We start from the raw sequence: 19,288 nt of genomic DNA on the forward strand, positions 1-19,288 counted from the left end.
CCAAGTTTCAACCCGACCAGCCGTGACGCTCCAAGCTTCAACCCGCTGGCCGCGCGCCAAGCGCCCACATCAAGCCTCAACCCACGGGCCGCGCGCCAACCCTCAACCCGCGGCCGACGCGACAGACATCCGCTCAATCCGGCTGACGGTCCACCGGCGCGGCCACCACCCGCTCATCGGCCTCCGCCACCCGGTCCACCCGCTCCTTCTTCGGCGCGTCCCCGCGCGCCTCCTTGCGTACCTGCAGCCCGAACACGATCAGCGCCATGACTGCGAACAGCCACCACTGGATCGCGTACCCGCCGTTCTGCCAGGAGTCCTCGTGGTCGATCGAGACCTTCGAGAATCCCGGCGAGGGGTCGCTGACCAGCACGTACGCGCCGTACACCGGGTACGGGAGCTCGCCCGCCAGGTGCGGCAGGGAGATGCGGCGGGTGTCGATGCGGCCGTCGCGGCGGGCGATGCCGGAGGGGCGGCTCTCCGAGAGGTGGAGCTGGCCGACCACCGTGACGTCGCCCGTGGGTGGTGGGGTGGCGACCGGTGCGGAGATGGCGTCGCCGTTGGCGGACGGTACCCACCCCCGGCCGATCAGCACTGCCGTGCCGTCGGCGAGGACGAGGGGGGTCACGATCTCGAAGCCGACTTTGCTGTCGACCGTACGCCCGCGGGCCTGGATCTCGTGCGTGGCGTCGTACCGTCCGGTGACGGTGACCTTCGTCCAGGCCTTGCTCTTGCCGGGTTGTTCGCCGAGTTTGCCGGCCGCAGTGGGCTTGACCAGCACCGAGGTCAGCGGCACTGAGGGGGCGGAGTCGGCCGCGTCGATGCGGTCGTTGACCGCGTCGCGTTCGTGGTACCGGTGCAGCTGCCAGTTGCCGAGCATGACCATGATCACCGACGCGATCACCGTCAACGCCGTCGCGGTGAGCCACCGTGGGGTGAGCATGAACCGGTACACGGTCCGAGGCTACCCGGGTGTCCACCGGCGCTCGCGGCTGGCAGGTAGGGTGCGACATCCGGGGCGTCAATATCATGTCGCCGCCGCTTTCCGTATCCCCGAGGGAGCCACTGATGTCCAGCCAACCCCGCCTGGTGGTGAGCGCCCCCTCGTCCGGGCACGGCAAGACCGCCATCGCGGTCGGACTGCTGGCTGCTTGCGCGGCTCGGGGCGTTCCGGCGGCCGGGTTCAAGGTGGGACCCGATCACACCGACGCCGCTTATCTGGGCCTCGCCGCGGGGCGTCCGGGCCGCAACCTGGACCCGCGGCTGGTCGGTTCGCACCGTATCGCCCCGCTGTTCGCGCACGGCGCGGCCGGCTCGGAGATGGCGGTCATCGAGGGTGCGATGGGCCTGTTCGACAGCCTGACCGGGCAGCCGGAGATCGACGGCACCGCGGCGGTCGCGGCCGCGCTCCGCGCCCCGGTGCTGCTCGTGGTCGACGTCGCCGCGATGGGGCATTCGCTCGCCGCGCTGGTGCACGGCTTCCGCATGTTCGACGAGATGGTGCACCTCGGCGGCGTCGTGCTGAACCGCGTCGCGTCGCCACGGCACGAGGAGATGCTGCGTACGGCCCTGGACGATATCGGCATGCCCGTACTCGGTGCGCTCCGTCGCGGTGATCTCCCCGCGGTCCTGCCGGCGCGGTCGCAGGGGCCGGTCCCGGTCGCGCACCGCACGGTCGAGGCGATCCGCGCCGTACGCCGTCTGGGTGAAGCCGTCGCCGGCGCGCTGGACCTGGACCGCATCATGGCGCTCGCCGACACCGCCCCGGCCCTGCCCGCCCCCGCCTGGTCACCGACGGACGCCCTGGCCGAGGCCACCGGCGAGCCGCCTGTCCCGCCGGAACAGCGTCCGGTGATCGCGCTCGCGGGCGGCCCCGGTGCGCCCTACACGTACGTCGAGACGGCGGAGCTCCTCACGGCCGCGGGAGCGGACGTCGTCGTGATCGACCCGCTCCGCGACGAGACGCTGCCGCCCGGCACCCGCGGCCTGATGATCGGCGCCGGCCTCCCGGAGAGCTACGCGGAGGAGCTGTCCGCCAACCGCCGCCTCAACGCCGCGGTGTCCCGCCTCGCCCACGACGGCGGCCCGATCATCGCGGAAGGCGTCGGCCTGCCCTGGCTCGGCCACGACTTCGACGGCCGCCCGATGTGCGGCATCCTCGACGCGACGGCGACGACCGCGGCCCAGACCGTGGCCGGCTACCGCGAGGCCACAGCGCCGTCGACCTCGGTCCTGGCGCCGGCCGGAGCCCGCATCACCGGCTACAAACAGCACCGCGCGATCGTCGGGCCGCGCGCCGGGCAGGTGCCGGCCTGGACCTGGTCGGGCGGCAACCCGGAAGGCTTCGTCTGGCGGCAGGTCCACGCCTCGCAGTTGGGCCTGCACTGGGCGGGAGCCCCGGAGATCGCCCGCCGCCTGGTCGCGGCGACCATCCCGGCCGGAGGCCGCGTCCCGGCAACCCCGATCGCCGCCCACGCGACGGTCTCGCCGTCCGCGGGTCACTCGGCCGCGGTTTCACCGGGCGCCGGGCATGCTACGGCCGTTTCGCTGGGCGCCGGTCACGCTGCGGCGGTCTCGCCGGGCGCCGGTCACGCTGCGGCCGTTCCGCCGGGCGCTGGGCACGCTGCGGCGGTCTCGCCGGTGGCCGGCCACGCGGCCGCGGTGCCGGCGCAGCCGCCGGGCCCGCCGGCGGACCCGGACGAGGATCCGGGCGAGGCCACGTTGTCGCTCTCGGCCCTGACAATCCACAACCAGGACCAAGGTACGGCCACACCGGCGCAGTGACACCAAAGCTCGCGACCGCCCGGCTGCCTGACCGAGGCGAGTGAGTCACGCCCAGCGCCGACCCGCGGCCTGTGCTTTCTCCAAGCTCGCGCGGCACCCGGCCGTTCGACGTCGGGCTCGTGCGGCACTCGGCTCGTGCGGCACTCGGCTCGTGCGGCACTCGGCTCGTGCGGCACTCGCCCGCTCGACGTCCGCCCGCTCGACGTCCGCCCGCTCGACGTCCGCCCGCTCGACGTCCGCCCGCTCGACGTCCGCCCGCTCGGCGTCCGGCCGCGTGGCACTCGCCCGTCCGGGGCACCCGGTCCGGGCGCGAATCCCAGCTCAACGACCGCATCGGCGTGCCGTCAGGCGACACGCCGGACGGCAATTGTCGCAGGGCGGCCTTACGGTGAGGGGGCCCCGCGTGAAGGGAGAACAACCGTGGCCGACCGTGTGCCCCTGGACTTCGACCCACCCGTGCGTCGGATCCGGGCACTGCTGCTGGGCATCACCGACGACCATCTCACCGCGCCGACCCCCTGTCCGGATTGGACGGTCGGCGACCTGCTCGATCACATCATGAGCCTCGCCTGGGCGTTCACCCAGGCGGCCCAGAAGCGAACGGACGCCCCCGGCACCGACACGGCCCCGCCGCAACCCTCAGCGGCCAACCTCTCACGGCACTGGCGCAGCCGCCTCCCCGTGGTCCTGGAAGAGCTCTCGACAGCCTGGAAGGACCCCACGGCCTGGGAGGGCACGGCCCGGGCCGGCGGTGTCACCATGCCTGCCGCCGCGATGGGCACAGTGGCGATCAACGAGGTGACCATGCACGGCTGGGACCTCGCCCGCGCCACCGGCCAGGAGTATGCGGCGGATCCCCGCATCCTCGAGACCATCATCGAGTTCCTGTCCCAGGGCCCGGCCGAGGGCACCCCCGGATTCCTCGGCCCGGTCTTCCCCACGGACGACGAGGCGACGCTCCTCGACCAGGCGGTGGCGCTCGCCGGCCGAAACCCGCACTGGCGCCCGCTCTCGGCCCCGCACTGACACCCACCCGGCAAACGCACCCGCCGCCCACGGCCCGGCGCGATCCGGACAGCGATCGGCGTCTGGTCCGCGGCTGACGGCCGGACGGCGGTCGGCGCCCGGGCTGCGATTGGCGCCCGGACAGCGATCGCCGCCCGGGCCGCGGTTGACCGCCGGACAGCGATCGCCGCCGCGCCGCGACTCGGAGCGCGGGTTGACGCCGGGTCGCGACTCGGAGCGCGGGTTGACGCCGGGCTGCGACTCCGAGCGTGGTTGACGCCGGGTCGCGACTCGGAGCGCGGGTTGACAGCCGGGCCGCGGTTTGACGGTCAGGCCGTTGTTGACGGCCGGGCTGCGATCAGCGGCCGGTGGTGGTTGATGGCCAGCCGCGATCCGAGCCCGCACTGTCGCCCGAACGAGAACCGGGCCGGACCGCCAACGGCGGCCCGGCCCGATCCCGGCCCTTCAGTCCCCGTGCACCATGAAGTCCGGCGGCGGGTTGAACTTCTCCTTGGGCTTGCCCTTCAGCGCATCCTTCAGCGTCTCCGCCACGGTGTATTTCGAGATGGTGCCCCGGCTGGTCCCCACCGTGTTCTCCGGATTGTCCGGGTCCGCCACGAAGGCCGCCGCCGCCAGCTGGGGCGTGTATCCGCAGAACCAGGCGCTCCGGTTGCTGTCCGTCGTGCCGCTCTTGCCGGCGACCGGTCGGTGCAGTGTCGCGTGGACCATCGGGGAGGTCTGCCAGCCTCCGCAGTCGCCCTTCGCCGCTCCGTAGCCGGTGACGCACCGTGCGGCGTCGGTTGCGGCCTGGGCGACTTCCGGGCGGAGTTCCTGGTGGCAGCGGGGCCCGGCCACCTTCTTCCCTTTGTATTCGTAGCTTGCCCCGTCGCGGGTGTTGATGAGGCGGACCGGGATGGGTTCGCAGTAGGTGCCCTCCGCGGCGAGGGTGGCGAAGACGTTGGCCATCTCGATGGGCGTGGCGTCGCTGACGCCGAGGGTGAAGGCGCCCCATCCGCCGGCGTGTTCGGGGGTGGCGAGTTCACGGTCGACGTCGGTACGCCATTTCAGCCCGAGCCGTTCCGCCATGCGTACGGCCTTCTCCGCGCCCACCTTCTGTTCGAGCTGGACGAAGTACGTGTTGACGGACTTGCCGAAGCCGCTCCACATGGTCTGCCGTCCGGTCATGGAGGCGCTGGAGTTCTTCGGGCACCAGTGGATGCCGCAGGTGGCCGGCCCGGGCGCGGTGATGTACTTGCTGACGTACCGCTGGGGTGCGTTGAAGGCGGTGGTCAGCGGCATGCCTTCGTCGAGGGCGGCGAGCATCGTGAAGATCTTGAAGGTGGAGCCGGCCTGGTAGCCCGCCATGTCGCCGCCGCCGAGGAGCGGGTTGACGGTGTTCGGGTAGTTGCCGCGGATGTCGTCGCGCTTGCGGCGGTCGCTGTGCTCGCCGTTGTTCTTCTGGTCGAGCGAGTACCTGCGGTTGACGGCCATCGCCTTGATGCGGCCCGTGCCGGGCTCGATGACGACTTCGCCGTGCGCGTACACGCTCTTCTTCTTCTCTTTGTCCAGGATGTGTTCCATCGCCGAGGCCTGGATCTTCGGGTCGATGGTGGTGACGACGCGGTAGCCGCCGCGGCGCAGGTTCTCGAGGCGTTCCTGGGGGTCCGCGCCGAAGGCGGGCTGTTCCATCCACCAGTTGCGCAGGTAGTCGCAGAAGAAGCCCCAGTCGTTGTGCTTCTTGGGCACCGAGACGCAGTCGTTGGGCGGGCTGGTCAGCTTCAGCTTGATCTTCGTCTTGCGCGCCGAGTCCGCCTGCGCCGCCGTGATCGACCCCATCTTGCGCATCTGGTCGATCACGTAGTTGCGGCGTTCGGTGGCCGCGGTCCGGTCGTTGACGGCCGGGTCGTATGCCGTGGGCGCCTTGACCAGCCCGGCGAGCAGTGCCGCCTCGGTGAGCGTCAGCTGTTTCGGCGTCTTGGAGAAGAAGACCTCGGCGGCGGCGAAGATGCCGTACGCACGGTGCCCGAAGTACGCCGAGTTCAGGTACCGCTGCAGGATCTCCTCCTTCGACACGCGCTTCTCGAGCTCGATGGCGAGCCGCATCTCGCGAAGTTTCCGGGCGGTGGTCTGCTCGGTGGCCTCGAGTGCCTCCTTCGGCGTCCGGGCCCCGTCGCGCAGCGCCATGCGGACGTACTGCATGGTCAGCGTGGAGGCGCCCTGGGAGACGCCGCCGGCCTGCTGGTTGGCGACGAAGGCGCGCGCCACGCCCTTGGGGTCGACGCCGTTGTGCTCGTAGAAGCGGGTGTCCTCGGACGCCACGATCGCGCTCGTGATGTACGGCGACATGTCCTCGATCTTCGTCGGCTTGCGATGCTCCTCGTAGAACATGGTGAGCAGCGTCTTGCCGTCGTTGGCGTACACGTAGGTGGTCTGCGCGGACGGCACCACCGTGAGCTGTTCCGGCATGCTCGCGAGCGCGTCGGCCCCGGTCTTGGCGCCGACGCCGGCGAGGGCGACCAGCGGGAAGACGAGACCGGCGATGGCGACGCCGGCGATGAGCCCGGCGCGGATGAGCGGGGCGAGCCGTCCAGCTTTGGCGAGTCCGGTCTTCGTCACCCCTCGAAGGTATGACAAAACGGCCGAAGTGAACTCCCGTTTCGCATCCGTCATGCTGACCCCGTGGAGAACGAGCGTGGCCTTCAGGAGATGGACCTCCACCACCATGGGGACGCCGAGGTCGGGCCGGGCCTGGTCGACCTGGCGGTGAACGTACGCCGGCAGCCGATGCCGTCCTGGCTGGCCGAGCCGATCGCCGCCGCCCTGGCGGACCTCGCGGCCTACCCGGACGCGACGCGGGCCACGGCGGCCACCGCCGCGAAGCATCGCCGGGATCCCGCCGAGGTGCTGCTGACCGCGGGAGCGGCCCAGGCCTTCGTGCTCATCGCGCGGGCCGTCGACGCGCGCCGGCCCGTGGTCGTGCATCCCCAGTTCACCGAGCCCGAGGCTGCTCTGCGCAACGCCGGCCGCGAGGTCGGGCGGGTGCTGCTGCGCGAGGAGGACGGCTTCCGGCTCGATCTCGCGCTGGTCCCGGAGGACGCCGACCTGGTGATCGTCGGCAACCCCACCAACCCGACCTCCGTGCTGCACCCGGCCGCCGACATCGTCAAGCTGGCGCGGCCCGGCCGGGTGCTTGTCGTCGACGAGGCGTTCGCCGACACCACGTGGCGGCCCGGCGAGGACGGCGAGCCCGAGTCGCTGGCGGGCCGCGGCGACGTACCCGGCCTGATCGTCCTGCGCAGCCTGACCAAGACGTGGGGCCTGGCCGGCCTGCGGATCGGCTACGCGCTCGCGGCGCCCGGCATGATCGAGCGGCTCGCCCGGGCCCAGCCGCTGTGGGCGGTGTCGACGCCGGCGCTGGCGGCGGCCGAGGCCTGCGCGTCGCCGGCGGCCGTGGCGGCCGAGCGGCAGATCGCCGCGGCGCTGGCGGCCGAGCGGGACCATCTGGTCGCCGGCTTGCGCGGCGTGCCGGAAGTCACTGTCGCGGGTCTGCCGGCCGCCGCGTTCGTCGCGCTGCGCCTGCCCGGCGCCGACCAGGTGCGCCTTGAGCTGCGCAAACGTGGGTACGCGGTACGGCGCGGCGACACATTTCCCGGGCTGGGCGCCGATTGGCTGCGAGTAGCGGTGCGCGACACTGCCACCAGCGATGCTTTCCTCGCGACGCTGACCGATGTGCTGAAGGAGCGACAGTGACCCTGGAGACGACCCTCGCCGCCATCGCGCCCCCCGATGAGCCGGCCATGGCCGCCGCCCGTGACCTGCAGTCCCGGCTGACGAAGCCGGCCGGCTCGCTGGGCGCCCTCGAGGAGCTGTCCGTACGCCTCGCCGGCCTCGCCGGAGCCTGTCCGCCGCCGATGCCGGAGCCCGCGGCGATCGCGGTCTTCGCCGGCGACCACGGCGTGCACGCGCAGGGCGTCACCCCGTGGCCGCAGGAGGTCACCGCGCAGATGGTGGCGAACTTCGTCGCCGGGGGAGCGGTGATCAACGCGTTCGCCCGGCAGACCGGCGCGTCGCTGATGGTGGTCGACGTCGGCGTGGCGATCCCGCTGCACGGCGGCGACAACCTGCTCGACGCCAACGTCCGGCGCGGGACCCGGGACCTCACGGTCACCGCGGCGATGACCGAGGACGAGGCCCGGTCCGCGCTGGAGACCGGCATCTCGGTGGCCGGGGCGCTCATCGACGGCGGTGCGAAGTGCCTGGTCACCGGCGACATGGGGATCGCCAACACCACGCCGGCGGCAGCCCTGGTGGCGGCGTTCACGGGTGCCGCGCCGGCCGAGGTCACCGGGCGTGGCACGGGCGTCGACGACGACACGTACGCGAAGAAGATCGACGTGGTCACCCGCGCGCTGGAGCTGCACCGGCCCGACCCGTCGCGCCCGCTGGCGACGCTGGCGGCCGTCGGCGGCCTGGAGCACGCGGCGTTGGCCGGTTTCATCCTCGGCGCGGCCGCCCGGCGGGTGCCGGTGGTCGTCGACGGGGTCATCGCCGCGTCCGCGGCGGTCGTGGCGGCGGCCTTCGCCCCGCATTCGGTGGCCGCGATGATCGCCGGGCACCGGTCCGTCGAACCCGGCGCCACGGTCGCGCTGAACCACCTCGGCCTCACCCCGCTGCTGGATCTCGGCATGCGCCTCGGCGAGGGCACGGGCGCCACGCTCGCGCTGCCCGTCGTCGCCGGCGCGGTCCGGGTGCTGCGCGAGGTGGCCACCTTCGACTCGGCGGGGGTCTCGGAGAAGTGAACCTCTACCCCTTGGCGCTGCGGCTGGAGGGCCGGCGGGTCCTCGTGGTCGGCGGCGGTGCGGTGGCGACCCGCCGGATGGCCGCCCTGCTGGCGACGGGTGCGCGGGTCGACGTGGTGTCGCCCGTGCTCACCCCGGCGCTGCGCGCGTACGTGGACGCCGGCCGCCTCACCTGGCACGAGCGCCGCTTCGAGCCCGCCGACGTGGACGGTGCCTGGCTGGTCCAGGTCGCAGTGGACGATCCCGCGGCGGCCGCACAGGTCAGCCTCGCCGCGGAGGAGCGCCGGGTCTTCTGCGTACGCGCGGACGACCGGGACGCCGCCACGGCCTGGACCCCTGCGGTGACCCGGCAGGGGCAGATCACGGTCGCGGTGACCGACGGTGGTGACCGGCGCAACGCGATGGCGCTGCGCGACCTCATCGCCGCCGCGCTGGAGAACAACGAGCTGACCGCGCGCGCCGCCGGCCCGGGTCAGGTCTTCCTGGTCGGCAGCGGCCCGGGGGACCCCGAGCTCATCACGGTCAAGGGCCGCCGGCTGCTGAACCGGGCGGACGTGGTGGTCACCGACCGGCTGGTGCCCGGGATGCTCCTCGACGAGCTGCGTCCCGAGGTCGAGCTGGTCGACGCCGCCAAGATTCCGTACGGGCCGTCCGCCACGCAGGAGGAGATCAACCGGATCCTCGTGGAGCGCGCGCTCGAGGGAAAGTTCGTGGTACGGCTCAAGGGCGGCGACCCGTTCGTCTTCGGCCGGGGCGGCGAGGAGGCGCTCGCGTGCGCCAAGGCGGGCGTACCCGTGACGGTCGTGCCCGGGGTGACCAGCTCGATCGCCGCTCCGGCGCTGGCCGGCATCCCGGTGACGCACCGCGGCGTGGCGCACGAGTTCACGGTGGTCTCGGGGCACGTGCCGCCGGAGAGCGACCAGTCGCTGGTGGACTGGGCGGCGCTGGCGAGGCTGCGGGGCACGCTCGTGGTGATGATGGGCCTGAAGAACCTGCCGAAGATCGCGCAGCGGCTGCTGGCCGAGGGGCGCGCCGCGGACACGCCGGCCGCCGTGGTGCAGGAGGGGTCGACGACCTCCCAGCGGGTTCTGCACAGCACCCTCGGCGAGGTGGCCGCCGCGACGGCGGCCGCGGGGCTGCGACCGCCGGCGGTCGTGGTGATCGGCGACGTCGTTCCCGTGTTGGGATAGTCACGCTACGGACGGGGTAACGCATTCACATGAGTGAGCGACCGCGCATGATGCTTGCGGGGGTGGTCCTCGACGCCCCGAACGCGAACGAGCTTGCGGCGTTCTACCAGCGGCTGCTGGGCTGGAACGCCGTCGAGGACGAACCGGACTGGGTCATGCTGGGCGCCCCGGCGGGCGGTCCGGGGCTGTCGTTCCAGACCGAGTCCGCGTACGTGCGCCCGGTGTGGCCCGCCGGCCCGGACGACCCGCAGATGAGCGTGCACCTCGACATCCGCGTCGACGATCTCGAGGCCGCCTGCGCGCACGCCGAGAAGGCGGGGGCCACCCGGGCCGACTACCAGCCGCAGGAGCACGTCCGGGTCTACCTCGACCCGGCCGGCCACCCCTTCTGCCTATTCCTCTGACTTGTCGTCGCCGGTCTCCGGCACGCCCAGCTCGTTGAGGAACGACCGGGCCCACTCGGCGACGTCGTGCGTGCGCAGGTGCCGCTGCATGACCCGCATCCGGCGCTTGAGCTCGGCGGGCTCGGCGGCCACGGCGCGCAGCAGCGCGTCCTTGACGCCGTCCGGGTCGTGCGGGTTGCACAGGAACGACTGACGCAGCTCGGTGGCCGCGCCGGCGAACTCGCTGAGCACCAGCGCCCCGCCGCGGTCCGAGCGGCAGGCGACGTACTCCTTGGCGACCAGGTTCATGCCGTCGCGCAGAGGCGTCACCATCATGACGTCGGCGGCCACGTACATCGCCGCGAGCTCCTGCTTGCTGTACGACTGGTGCAGGTAGTGCACCGCCGGCATGCCGACCTTGCCGAACTCGCCGTTGATCCGGCCGACCTCGCGCTCCACCTTCACCCGCAGCGTCTGGTAGTGCTCGACGCGTTCCCGGCTGGGCGTGGCGACCTGCACCATCACCGCGTCGGGCACCTTGAGCTTGCCGTCGGCGAGCAGCTCGCGGAACGCCTTGAGGCGCAGCTCGATGCCCTTGGTGTAGTCCAGCCGGTCGACGCCCAGGATGATCGTCTCGGGGTCGCCCAGCTCGGCGCGGATCTCCTTGGCCCGGGCCTGGACCTTCGGGTCGGCCGCCATCCGTTCCATCTCGGCGGTGTCGATGCTGATCGGGAACGCGCCGGCCTTGACCTTGCGGCCGTCGACCTGGATCGACTGGCCCTCGTAGCGCAGCCCGAGCAGGTGCCGGGCGAGCCGGACGAAGTTCTGCGCGGCGAGCCGCTGCTGGAAGCCGACCAGGTCGGAGCCGAGCAGGCCGCGCAGGATCTCGGCCCGGAACGGCATCTGCATGAACAGCTCGATCGGCGGGAACGGGATGTGCAGGAAGAACCCGATCCGCAGGTCGGGGCGCATCTCCCGGAGCATCGCTGGCACGAGCTGGAGCTGGTAGTCCTGCACCCAGACGGTCGCGCCCTCGTCGGCCACCTCGGCCGCGGCCTTGGCGAAGCGCTGGTTGACCACCCGGTACGCCTCGCGCCAGCGCCGCTTGTAGACGGGCGTCTCGACGGCGTCGTGGTACAGCGGCCAGATCGTCGCGTTCGACTGGCCCTCGTAATAGCGTTCGAGCTCCTCCGCGCTCAGCGGCACCGGGTGGATGTTGATCCCCTCGAGCTCGAAGGGCTCCGGCGCCTCGCCGTCACCGCCGGCCCACCCGATCCAGGTGCCGCGGTGCTGCACGAGCACCGGATGCAGGGCGGTGACGAGACCGCCGGGACTCGGGCGCCACTGCCGCTCCCCGTCGACGATGACCTCGTCCACGGGCAGCCGGTTGGCGACTACGACGAAGGAACTTCGTTCGGCCACGCTGAGAGCACCTCCGGGTCGGTCTGGGTCCCCGCTGTCGAGCCTACTGTGCGTAGCCAGCCGGGGCGTGCTGAGGCATGTACCCGCCGTGCGGCACCGCTCTTGGCTGGCAGGTGCCATCCTTGGCCGGTGAGCCTGTCCGATGATCTTCCCCCGCCGCGGCGACCACTGTTCTTCCCTGTGGTCATCGCCACCGTCTTCCTGACCATCATCGGGATGTCGGCGGGGTTCGCCCTCGGCACGCGCCACAAAGACGCCCAGGGCAGCGGGCAGTCCGTGGGACCCCTTCCCGACAACGGCACGCCCCCCGAGGACCAGGCGGTCGAGTGCCCGGCGCAGATGCAGGACACCGCCCGCCGGCTGGGCTTCGCGGGCACCCTCACCCAGGTCCTCCGGGTACGCTCCGCCGACTCGGAGACCGTGGTCTGGATCTGCCGGGACCCCGACGGCAGCCTTTATTACCAGGCGAACCGCGGCGACGAGACGGCGAAATGGGTCGAGGGGGAGACTGCTCTGTTCCTCAGCGGCGTGCAGCAGGACGGCGACACGTACACCGCGGTCGCCCACGACGGCAACAAGTTCAGCGTCAACGACCACCAGCTCAAAGTGGTCACCAAGAACCGTACGGAGACCCACGACGTGCAACCGGAGTGACGCCCGGCGGGGAATCCTTGTGCGCCGGACGGGGTTGTTGTAAGTGGCCGGGGAGCGACCTGGAAAGATTGTCCTCTCATTCCGGCACCGGAAATCACGATCACGGAGGTAGGCCGCACCGTGGCCCAGTTCATCTACACCTTGGAGAAGGCGCGCAAGGCGCACGGCGACAAGGTCGTGCTCGACAACGTGACGCTGAACTTCCTGCCCGGGGTCAAGATCGGTGTCGTCGGTCCGAACGGCGCCGGTAAGTCCAGTCTGCTGAAGATCATGGCGGGCGCGGACCAGGTCAGCAACGGCGAGGCCCGGCTGATGCCCGGCTACTCCGTCGGCATGCTGGCCCAGGAACCCCCGCTCAACGACGCGAAGACGGTCCTCGGCAACATCGAGGAGGCCGTCGCGGAGACCAAGGCCAAGCTGGAGCGGTTCAACAAGATCGCCGAGCAGATGGCCACCGACTACAGCGACGAGCTGATGGAGGAGATGGGCAAGCTCCAGGAGGAGCTCGACCACTCCAACGCCTGGGACGTCGACTCCCAGCTCGAGCTGGCGATGGACGCGCTGCGGTGCCCGCCGCCGGACGCCGACGTCACCCAGCTCTCCGGTGGTGAGCGCCGCCGCGTCGCGCTGTGCAAGCTGCTGCTCGAGGCGCCCGACCTGCTGCTGCTCGACGAGCCCACCAACCACCTGGACGCCGAGAGCGTGCAGTGGCTGGAGCAGCACCTCGCCAAGTACGCCGGCACGGTCATCGCCATCACCCACGACCGGTACTTCCTGGACAACGTGGCCACCTGGATCCTCGAGCTGGACCGCGGCCGGGCGTACCCGTACGAGGGCAACTACTCGACGTACCTGGACAAGAAGGCCGCCCGCCTCGCGGTGCAGGGCCGCAAGGACCAGAAGCTGCAGAAGCGCCTCACCGAGGAACTCGAGTGGGTCCGCTCCAACGCCAAGGCCCGCCAGACCAAGTCCAAGGCCCGCCTCGAGCGCTACGAGGAGATGGCCAGCGAGGCGGAGAAGACCCGCAAGCTGGACTTCGAGGAGATCCAGATCCCGCCGGGCCCGCGCCTGGGCAACACGGTGATCGAGGTGAACAACCTGGTCAAGGGCTTCGACGACCGGGTGCTCATCGACCACCTGTCGTTCTCGCTGCCGCGCAACGGCATCGTCGGCATCATCGGCCCGAACGGCGTCGGCAAGACCACGCTGTTCAAGACCATCGTCGGGCTGGAGAAGCCGGACGAGGGCTCGGTGCGCGTCGGCGAGACGGTGAAGCTGTCGTACGTCGACCAGAACCGCTCGGGCCTCGACGGCAGCAAGACCGTGTGGGAGGTCGTCTCCGACGGGCTCGACCACATGATGGTCGGCAAGGTGGAGATGCCGAGCCGGGCGTACGTGGCCGCGTTCGGCTTCAAGGGCCCGGACCAGCAGAAGCCGGTCAAGGTCCTCTCCGGCGGCGAGCGTAACCGGCTCAACCTCGCGATGACGCTGAAGATCGGCGGCAACGTGATCCTGCTCGACGAGCCGACCAACGACCTCGACGTCGAGACGCTGTCCAGCCTGGAGAACGCGCTGCTCGAGTTCCCCGGCTGCGCCGTGGTCATCTCCCACGACCGCATGTTCCTCGACCGCGTGGCGACGCACATGCTCGCGTGGGAGGGCACCGAGGAGGACCCGGACAACTGGTTCTGGTTCGAGGGCAACTACGAGGCGTACGAGAAGAACAAGATCGACCGCCTCGGCGCCGACGCCGCCCGCCCGCACCGCGTGACGTACCGCAAGCTCACACGTGACTGAGTCTTCCCGCGGCGGAAAACCCAAGGGAAACCCGTGACTGAGAGGTTCATCTACGAAGTGGCCGTGCGCTGGTCCGACATGGACGCGTACGGCCACGTCAACAACGCGCGCTTCCTCACCCTGTACGAGGAGGCGCGCGTCGCCATGTTCTTCGTCGGCGCCCGGGCCCAGGGGCTCACGTCGTTCGAGGACGGCATCGTGATCGCCCGGCACGAGATCGACTATCTGCGCCCGGTGGACTACGGCGACCCCGTACGCATCGAGCTGTGGGTTTCCCAGCTGCGCACCGCTGCGTTCACGGTCTCGTACGAGCTGTTCGACGGCGACGTGCTGGCCAGCCGGGCGAAATCGGTGTGCGTGCCGTACAACCTGACCGAGGGGTTCCCGCGCCGCCTGACCGAGGCCGAACGGGGTTTCCTCAAGCCGTACCTGGAGGCCTGAGCCGTGGCGGCGCACGGCCTCACCGGGGTGCCGGATGCCGGCGCCTTCCTCGCCCGGCTGACCCGGCTCGACCGCTCGCTGCCGGTCCGGCTGCGTTCGGGAGCCGCGGGCCGCACGGCGTTGTGGGCCCGGCTGCCCTGGGGTGTGCTCGTCACCCGCGACGTGGCCGGCTCGGGCCCGGGGGATGCCACGGTGTCCGCCGCCGACCTGCTGGCCGTGCTCGCGTCCGGCGGCGACGAGCTGCCGGCCCGGCGCGACGCGGAGTGGCGCTGGGCGCTGCCGCCGGCCCGGGTGGAGACGGTGGAGTCGGTGGCGTCGACGGAGTTGAGCCGCCTGGCCTCGGCCGCCGCCGGCACGCTGCGGGAGGTGACGGCCGGCGGGCTCGCCGGCCGCGCGGTCGGGCAGCGGGCGGTTCGCGACGCGCTTCTCGATCATGTTGCCCTGCTCGTCACGCCGGCCGGCGGTGCCTCGGTGGAGGTGCCGCAGCGCCTCGTGCAGGCGGTCTCGCGGATGGGTTTCCTCGGACCGGCCGATGTGGACAGTCCGGGTACGCGCGTGTGCGTAGCGGGACGGTGGGTGGGTCTTTCTGCACCATATGGAGTCGCGTGGCTACAGCCGGTCCAGAATTTGACCGTTATGTCTATAGGGGATCACCCGAAAGGGTGATGCTGCCTCGGCCGTCCGGCTTCGCCCTTCCTTTGAGGGGATGACCTCCGCGACCTGTACGGGTACCGTCGCCCCCGGGTCTACCGCTACGTCCGGCGGCTGACCTGCTGGGGAGTGAGGTGCACAACGATGCCGTGGTGGTCATGGCGTCCCGGTTCGTCCGGAGACAACGAACCCGACAGCGGCGGCGAGGTCGCGCTGCAGAGCAGCGTCCGTGTCGGCGTGCCGACGCAGCGTGAGCCCGAGCGGTCCGCGATGTCCTCCGCCGACCTGTCCTCGATCGACGAGCACGACCAGGTCGTCCCGGTCGACCTCGGCCGGATCGGCAAGGCCCTCGATCTGCTCGACATCCGGTTCCTCGCCGACGGTGGCGGAAGCCTCCTGGCGATGTGGGAACGGCACGCGGTGCTGTTCACGCTCGAGGGCCCCGACGACGAGATCCTGGTGATGCGGGCCCGCCCGCACGCGACCGTCCCGCCGGACTGGGCCGACCGCGCGTACCGGGTCGTCAACGAATGGAACCACACCCGGCGCTTCTGCAAGGCGTACGTCGGCGACCCGACCGAGCGGGGCCAGCTGCCGATCTACGCCGAGCTGCAGGTGCCGCTCGCCTCGGGGGCGCACGACGCGCTCCTCGTCGAGATGCTCGACTGCGGTGCCGCCGTAGCGACGTCCTTCGTCGACTGGCTCCACGACGAGGGCGCCCTGCTGTAAGCCCCGCGCACAGGAAAAGGCCGGGCCCGACGGGCCCGGCCTTCCTTGTCTCCGCGGTCAGGCGGCCGGGAACATGCCGATCCGCCCGTGGTGCTCCCCGCCGAGCCGGTCGGTGTCCCAGCCGACGATCAGCCCCTGCGGCACCGCCAGGAACGACCGGACACCCACCCCGCGCCTGAGGGTCGGGTCCCACGCCAGCGCCCGGCCGGTCGTCGGGTTGAGCGCGCCGATGCCGACCCGCTCCACGGCGCCGGGGCCGGGGCCGTCCGCGTCGCTGCCGTACGGGTTGTCGAGGTAGCGCTGGTGCCCGCCGACGTACACGGCGCTGCCGGTGACCGCGACCGCGTAGAGCGAGTCGCCGCCGGTGCGCTGCACCCAGGTCGGGTTGTGCTTGCCGCCGCCGGCGGTCTCGAAGCGTGCCGCCGAGTCGCAGAGCTTCGTGGGGGAGGAGGCCCGGCCGGTGGACACGATGACGAAGTAGCGGCCGTCGGGCGAGAACTTCACCTGCCGCAGGTACGTGTCGAAGCCCTTCATGCACTCCGGCTTGTACGCGTCGGTGTACCAGCTCAGCACGGTCGCCGCGGTGCCCGAGGTGTCGAACATGGCGACCTGCGTACGGCTGACCGTGCCGACCTTGAGCAGCGCGCCGATGATGACCAGCCGCTTGCCGTCCGGGGTGAGGTCGAAGTGCTCCACCCGGGTACGGCTCAGCCCCGGCGCCGACAGCTTGGCGTCGAAGCCGGCGTCGACCGCGCCCGAGGTGGTGTCGAGGCGGGCCAGGCCGACCCGGCTCACGCCGTTGATCGCGGAGAACGTGCCGCCGACGTAGAGCCGGCTGCCGCGGACCGCCATGGCCCGGACGTCACCCCAGTTGATCTTCGCTCCGAACCCGGCGACCCGGTCGCTGCTGCCGAGCGCGACCCGGGCGAGCCCGCGCTGGGCCACCTTGTTGACGGTGCGGAAGGCGCCGCCCAGGTAGACGGAGTTGCCGGCGCCGGGCGCGAGCGCGTAGACGGGCGCGTCCACCTCGGGGGCGAACGGACGCACGACACCGTCGCTCAGGCCGTACGCGAAGATGTTCTTGCGGTTGTAGGTCAGCTTGCCGGTGCTGTCCTGGACCTGGGTGAAGCTGCCGCCGACGACCACCGTGTCGCCGACGACGGCGGTGGCCCAGACGGTGCCCTTGACCACGTGCGGAGTGAAGTCGACCGGGTTGGCGGAGACAACCGACGGGTGGGCCAGGTCGGCCGTCGCGGGGCTTGCGCCCAGCAGGACGGCGCAGGTCATGGCGGCGGCGGCGAACAAGCGGCGTCGCATGGGGGCAGCTCCAGGGATCGGGACGAGTCACCCGATCAACGAACGGCCGGCCCTCCGGGTTGCGCTTCCATGGTGTTGACCATGAAGTACGCCGCACGCTCCAGGTAGTCCCACAGGGCGGTGCGGTGCGGCTCGGGCAGCTGCATCGAGTCGACGGCCTCGCGCATGTGCAGCAGCCAGGCGTCGCGTTCCTCCGGGCCCACGCGGAACGGCGCGTGCCGCATGCGCAGCCGGGGGTGGCCGCGGTTCTCGGAATACGTGCTGGGACCGCCCCAGTACTGCATGAGGAACAGCGTCAGCCGGTCGGCGGCCGGTCCGAGATCCTCCTCGGGATACATCGGGCGCAGCAGCGGGTCCTTGGCGACGCCCTCGTAGAACCGGTCGACGAGCCGGCGGAAGAAGGGCTCGCCGCCGACCGCCTCGAAGAAGCTGACTTCGGTCACCCGTCCAGTCTGCCAGCCGCCGAGTGCCGGCCCCGGGCCGGTGTGACGCGCATTGCGGTCTCGCCGGGCCGGGCCTCGGGCGGGCGCACCGGGGTGCCGGCCGGGGGATCCTGCGGCGAGGGCGGAAGCTCGGTGGCGGCCTGCGCGGGGGCCGGGGCGGCGTCCGCCTCGGTCGGCGCCGGCGGCTCGGCCTCCGGGATGGCCGGCCGGCTGTCCCACCGTACGGTCAGCACCGCCATGAGCAGCAGGCCGCCGAGGCTCCACAGGCCCACGACGCGGGGGATCGAGGAGTGCTGGGCGAGTGCGCCGCTGACCATGACCGCGGCGCCCTGGGTCAGCTGCATCCCGCCCTGCATCACGCCGAACGCGCGGGCGCGGAAGCCGTGCGGCAGCGCCAGCACGAAGATGCCGTTCAGGGTCGGCATCAGGACGCCCTGGGCGACCCCGGACACCATCACCAGGGTCGCGGCGGTGGCCGCGTTCGGCGCCCACATGGTCACGATGAGCGCCGCCGGGGCGAGCAGCGCGAACGGGCGGATCAGCCGGTCCTTGCGCGAGTGCTGCACGAGGCGGCCGGCGGCCAGGCCGCCGATCACGAACCCGACGGGCGCCGCGGCCATGAGCAGGCCCTGGTCGAAGCCCCGGCCGGCGGGGTCGTCACGGAACAGCGCGGCCCACCCCGCGGCCAGGCCCTCGGGCAGGATCGTGAACGTCGTGAGCGCGAAGACCATCAGCGCGATGGCCCGCAGCAGCGGCGTGCCGAAGACCAGCCGGAAGCCCTCGCTCGTCTCCCGCAGCAGGTGCCGGCGCTGGGCCGGGCTGGTCGCCGCGGGCCGCGGCCGGACGCCGGCCGCGATCACGGCCGCCGAGATCAGGAACGAGAGGGAGTCCAGGGCGAGACCGAGCCGCGCGTTGAAGCCCACGGCCAGCGTGGCACCGGCCAGATAGCCGAAGACCTGTGCCGCCTGGGACGTGGAGGCGTTGAGCGCCAGGCCCGTGACGACCTGCCGGCGCTCGAGGACCAGTGGCACGAGCGCGGAGCGGGCCGCCTGCGTGGGTGGCGCGCCCAGCATCGCCACGAACATCAGCACGAGGACCGCGGGTATCGGCATGCCGGGCAGCGCGATCAGGGCGACCGGCAGCGCGCGCGCCAGGTCGCAGACGATCAGGACCCGGCGGTACGGGTACCGCTCCGCGACGGCCGCCAGCACGGGGCCGCCGACGACCCACGGCAGATAGCTCATCGCGAACGAGGCGGCGGACAGCATCACCGAGTGGCTCTGCTGGTAGACGAGCACGATGATCGCCGCGCGCGCGAGGTAGTCGCCGACCCAGTTGACGATGAGGGAGATGTACATCGCGCGGTACTCGCGGACCGCGAAGACGTCCCGGAAGGTCACCAGGCGTTCCGGCTCCGTCGCGCCACCGCCGGCGTCGGCGGATCGCCCGGCGGGTCGGTCGTCGGACACCAGGGCCCTCCATCGATCGCGACGGCCGGCGGGATCGCCGACGGCCGGTCACGAACGCGTCCGGCCGGGTGGTCACCGTCGTCGCGTACGTGACGCTGCATGTGCAGATGCTTCTTGCACGATTCTGCCCGATCGTCCGAGCCGTGGCTAGGGCGTACGGGGGGATTGTCGGCCATTCGGTCGAGGGCGGACATCCCCCACTAT

At 71.8% G+C, this 19,288-nt stretch carries 17 protein-coding genes; 11 read left to right on the forward strand and 6 right to left on the reverse strand.

Annotated elements, in window-relative coordinates; all coding sequences use genetic code 11:
* Positions 1 to 133: 133 nt before the first annotated feature.
* A complete protein-coding gene (locus tag IT780_RS37100) occupies positions 134 to 955 on the reverse strand; it encodes an SURF1 family cytochrome oxidase biogenesis protein (protein WP_199516546.1) in 822 nt (273 codons plus the stop codon).
* A 113-nt stretch (positions 956 to 1,068) separates the two neighbouring features.
* On the opposite strand from IT780_RS37100, the gene IT780_RS37105 reads away from it, so the two are divergent.
* Both IT780_RS37105 and IT780_RS37110 read left to right on the forward strand, forming a co-directional pair.
* On the forward strand, positions 1,069 to 2,784 hold the full coding sequence (locus IT780_RS37105; RefSeq protein ID WP_233414131.1) for a cobyrinic acid a,c-diamide synthase CobB: 1,716 nt from the start codon (positions 1,069 to 1,071) through the stop codon (positions 2,782 to 2,784).
* Between the two features lie 420 nt (positions 2,785 to 3,204).
* A complete protein-coding gene (locus tag IT780_RS37110; protein WP_199516547.1) occupies positions 3,205 to 3,810 on the forward strand; it encodes a TIGR03086 family metal-binding protein in 606 nt (201 codons plus the stop codon).
* Positions 3,811 to 4,254: 444 nt separating this feature from the next.
* Here IT780_RS37110 and IT780_RS37115 read toward each other — a convergent pair whose 3' ends face one another.
* Positions 4,255 to 6,459 (reverse strand): transglycosylase domain-containing protein, encoded by a 2,205-nt coding sequence (locus IT780_RS37115; protein WP_233414132.1) that lies wholly within the window; start codon positions 6,457 to 6,459, stop codon positions 4,255 to 4,257.
* 36 nt (positions 6,460 to 6,495) lie between these two features.
* Between IT780_RS37115 and cobC the strand changes: the two genes are divergently transcribed.
* From cobC to IT780_RS37135, 4 genes are read left to right on the forward strand one after another with little or no spacing between them, the layout of a single operon-like run.
* Positions 6,496 to 7,539: an Rv2231c family histidinol phosphate aminotransferase CobC gene (cobC, locus tag IT780_RS37120; protein WP_199516603.1), complete on the forward strand. Its 1,044-nt coding sequence runs from the start codon at positions 6,496 to 6,498 to the stop codon at positions 7,537 to 7,539.
* A complete protein-coding gene (gene cobT / locus IT780_RS37125; RefSeq protein WP_199516549.1) occupies positions 7,536 to 8,588 on the forward strand; it encodes a nicotinate-nucleotide--dimethylbenzimidazole phosphoribosyltransferase in 1,053 nt (350 codons plus the stop codon). The genes cobC and cobT overlap by 4 nt, the downstream gene beginning before the upstream one ends.
* Positions 8,585 to 9,778, forward strand: coding sequence for a uroporphyrinogen-III C-methyltransferase (gene cobA, locus IT780_RS37130; protein WP_199516550.1), 1,194 nt, complete (start codon positions 8,585 to 8,587; stop codon positions 9,776 to 9,778). Before cobT ends, cobA begins: the two co-directional genes overlap by 4 nt.
* 29 nt (positions 9,779 to 9,807) lie before the next feature.
* Positions 9,808 to 10,182, forward strand: a complete 375-nt coding sequence (locus tag IT780_RS37135) for a VOC family protein (protein ID WP_199516551.1) — start codon at positions 9,808 to 9,810, stop codon at positions 10,180 to 10,182.
* Here the strand turns inward: IT780_RS37135 and IT780_RS37140 are convergent.
* A complete protein-coding gene (locus IT780_RS37140; protein ID WP_199516552.1) occupies positions 10,171 to 11,583 on the reverse strand; it encodes an alpha,alpha-trehalose-phosphate synthase (UDP-forming) in 1,413 nt (470 codons plus the stop codon). The two genes, IT780_RS37135 and IT780_RS37140, sit on opposite strands and share 12 nt — an antisense overlap.
* Before the next feature lie 129 nt (positions 11,584 to 11,712).
* Between IT780_RS37140 and IT780_RS37145 the strand changes: the two genes are divergently transcribed.
* The 5 genes from IT780_RS37145 to IT780_RS37165 all read left to right on the forward strand — a co-directional run bounded on the left by IT780_RS37145 (position 11,713) and on the right by IT780_RS37165 (position 15,855).
* Positions 11,713 to 12,237: a hypothetical protein gene (locus tag IT780_RS37145; protein ID WP_307831582.1), complete on the forward strand. Its 525-nt coding sequence runs from the start codon at positions 11,713 to 11,715 to the stop codon at positions 12,235 to 12,237.
* A 120-nt stretch (positions 12,238 to 12,357) separates the two neighbouring features.
* Entirely contained in the window at positions 12,358 to 14,034 is a 1,677-nt protein-coding gene (ettA, locus tag IT780_RS37150; protein WP_199516554.1) for an energy-dependent translational throttle protein EttA, read from the forward strand.
* Between the two features lie 33 nt (positions 14,035 to 14,067).
* Complete coding sequence (locus tag IT780_RS37155) at positions 14,068 to 14,475, forward strand: acyl-CoA thioesterase (RefSeq protein ID WP_199516555.1); 408 nt, start codon at positions 14,068 to 14,070, stop codon at positions 14,473 to 14,475.
* Between the two features lie 3 nt (positions 14,476 to 14,478).
* Complete coding sequence (locus IT780_RS37160) at positions 14,479 to 15,141, forward strand: DUF8185 domain-containing protein (RefSeq protein WP_199516556.1); 663 nt, start codon at positions 14,479 to 14,481, stop codon at positions 15,139 to 15,141.
* Positions 15,142 to 15,396: 255 nt separating this feature from the next.
* Complete coding sequence (locus IT780_RS37165) at positions 15,397 to 15,855, forward strand: type III secretion system chaperone family protein (RefSeq protein WP_372443895.1); 459 nt, start codon at positions 15,397 to 15,399, stop codon at positions 15,853 to 15,855.
* A gap of 57 nt (positions 15,856 to 15,912) precedes the next feature.
* Here the strand turns inward: IT780_RS37165 and IT780_RS37170 are convergent, their stop codons facing one another.
* Genes IT780_RS37170 through IT780_RS37180 form a run of 3 tightly spaced genes read right to left on the reverse strand, consistent with a single transcriptional unit; the run spans position 15,913 to position 19,084 of the window.
* Positions 15,913 to 17,172, reverse strand: coding sequence for a delta-60 repeat domain-containing protein (locus IT780_RS37170; protein ID WP_199516558.1), 1,260 nt, complete (start codon positions 17,170 to 17,172; stop codon positions 15,913 to 15,915).
* A gap of 35 nt (positions 17,173 to 17,207) precedes the next feature.
* The gene (locus IT780_RS37175; protein WP_199516559.1) at positions 17,208 to 17,615 is read right to left on the reverse strand and encodes a globin; all 408 of its coding nucleotides are present in this window, start codon (positions 17,613 to 17,615) and stop codon (positions 17,208 to 17,210) included.
* The gene (locus tag IT780_RS37180; RefSeq protein ID WP_199516560.1) at positions 17,612 to 19,084 is read right to left on the reverse strand and encodes an MFS transporter; all 1,473 of its coding nucleotides are present in this window, start codon (positions 19,082 to 19,084) and stop codon (positions 17,612 to 17,614) included. Before IT780_RS37180 ends, IT780_RS37175 begins: the two co-directional genes overlap by 4 nt.
* Between the last annotated feature and the right edge of the window lie 204 nt (positions 19,085 to 19,288).

Source organism: Nucisporomicrobium flavum (assembly GCF_016464385.1).
GTDB classification, from domain to species: Bacteria; Actinomycetota; Actinomycetes; order Mycobacteriales; family Micromonosporaceae; genus Actinoplanes; species Actinoplanes flavus_A.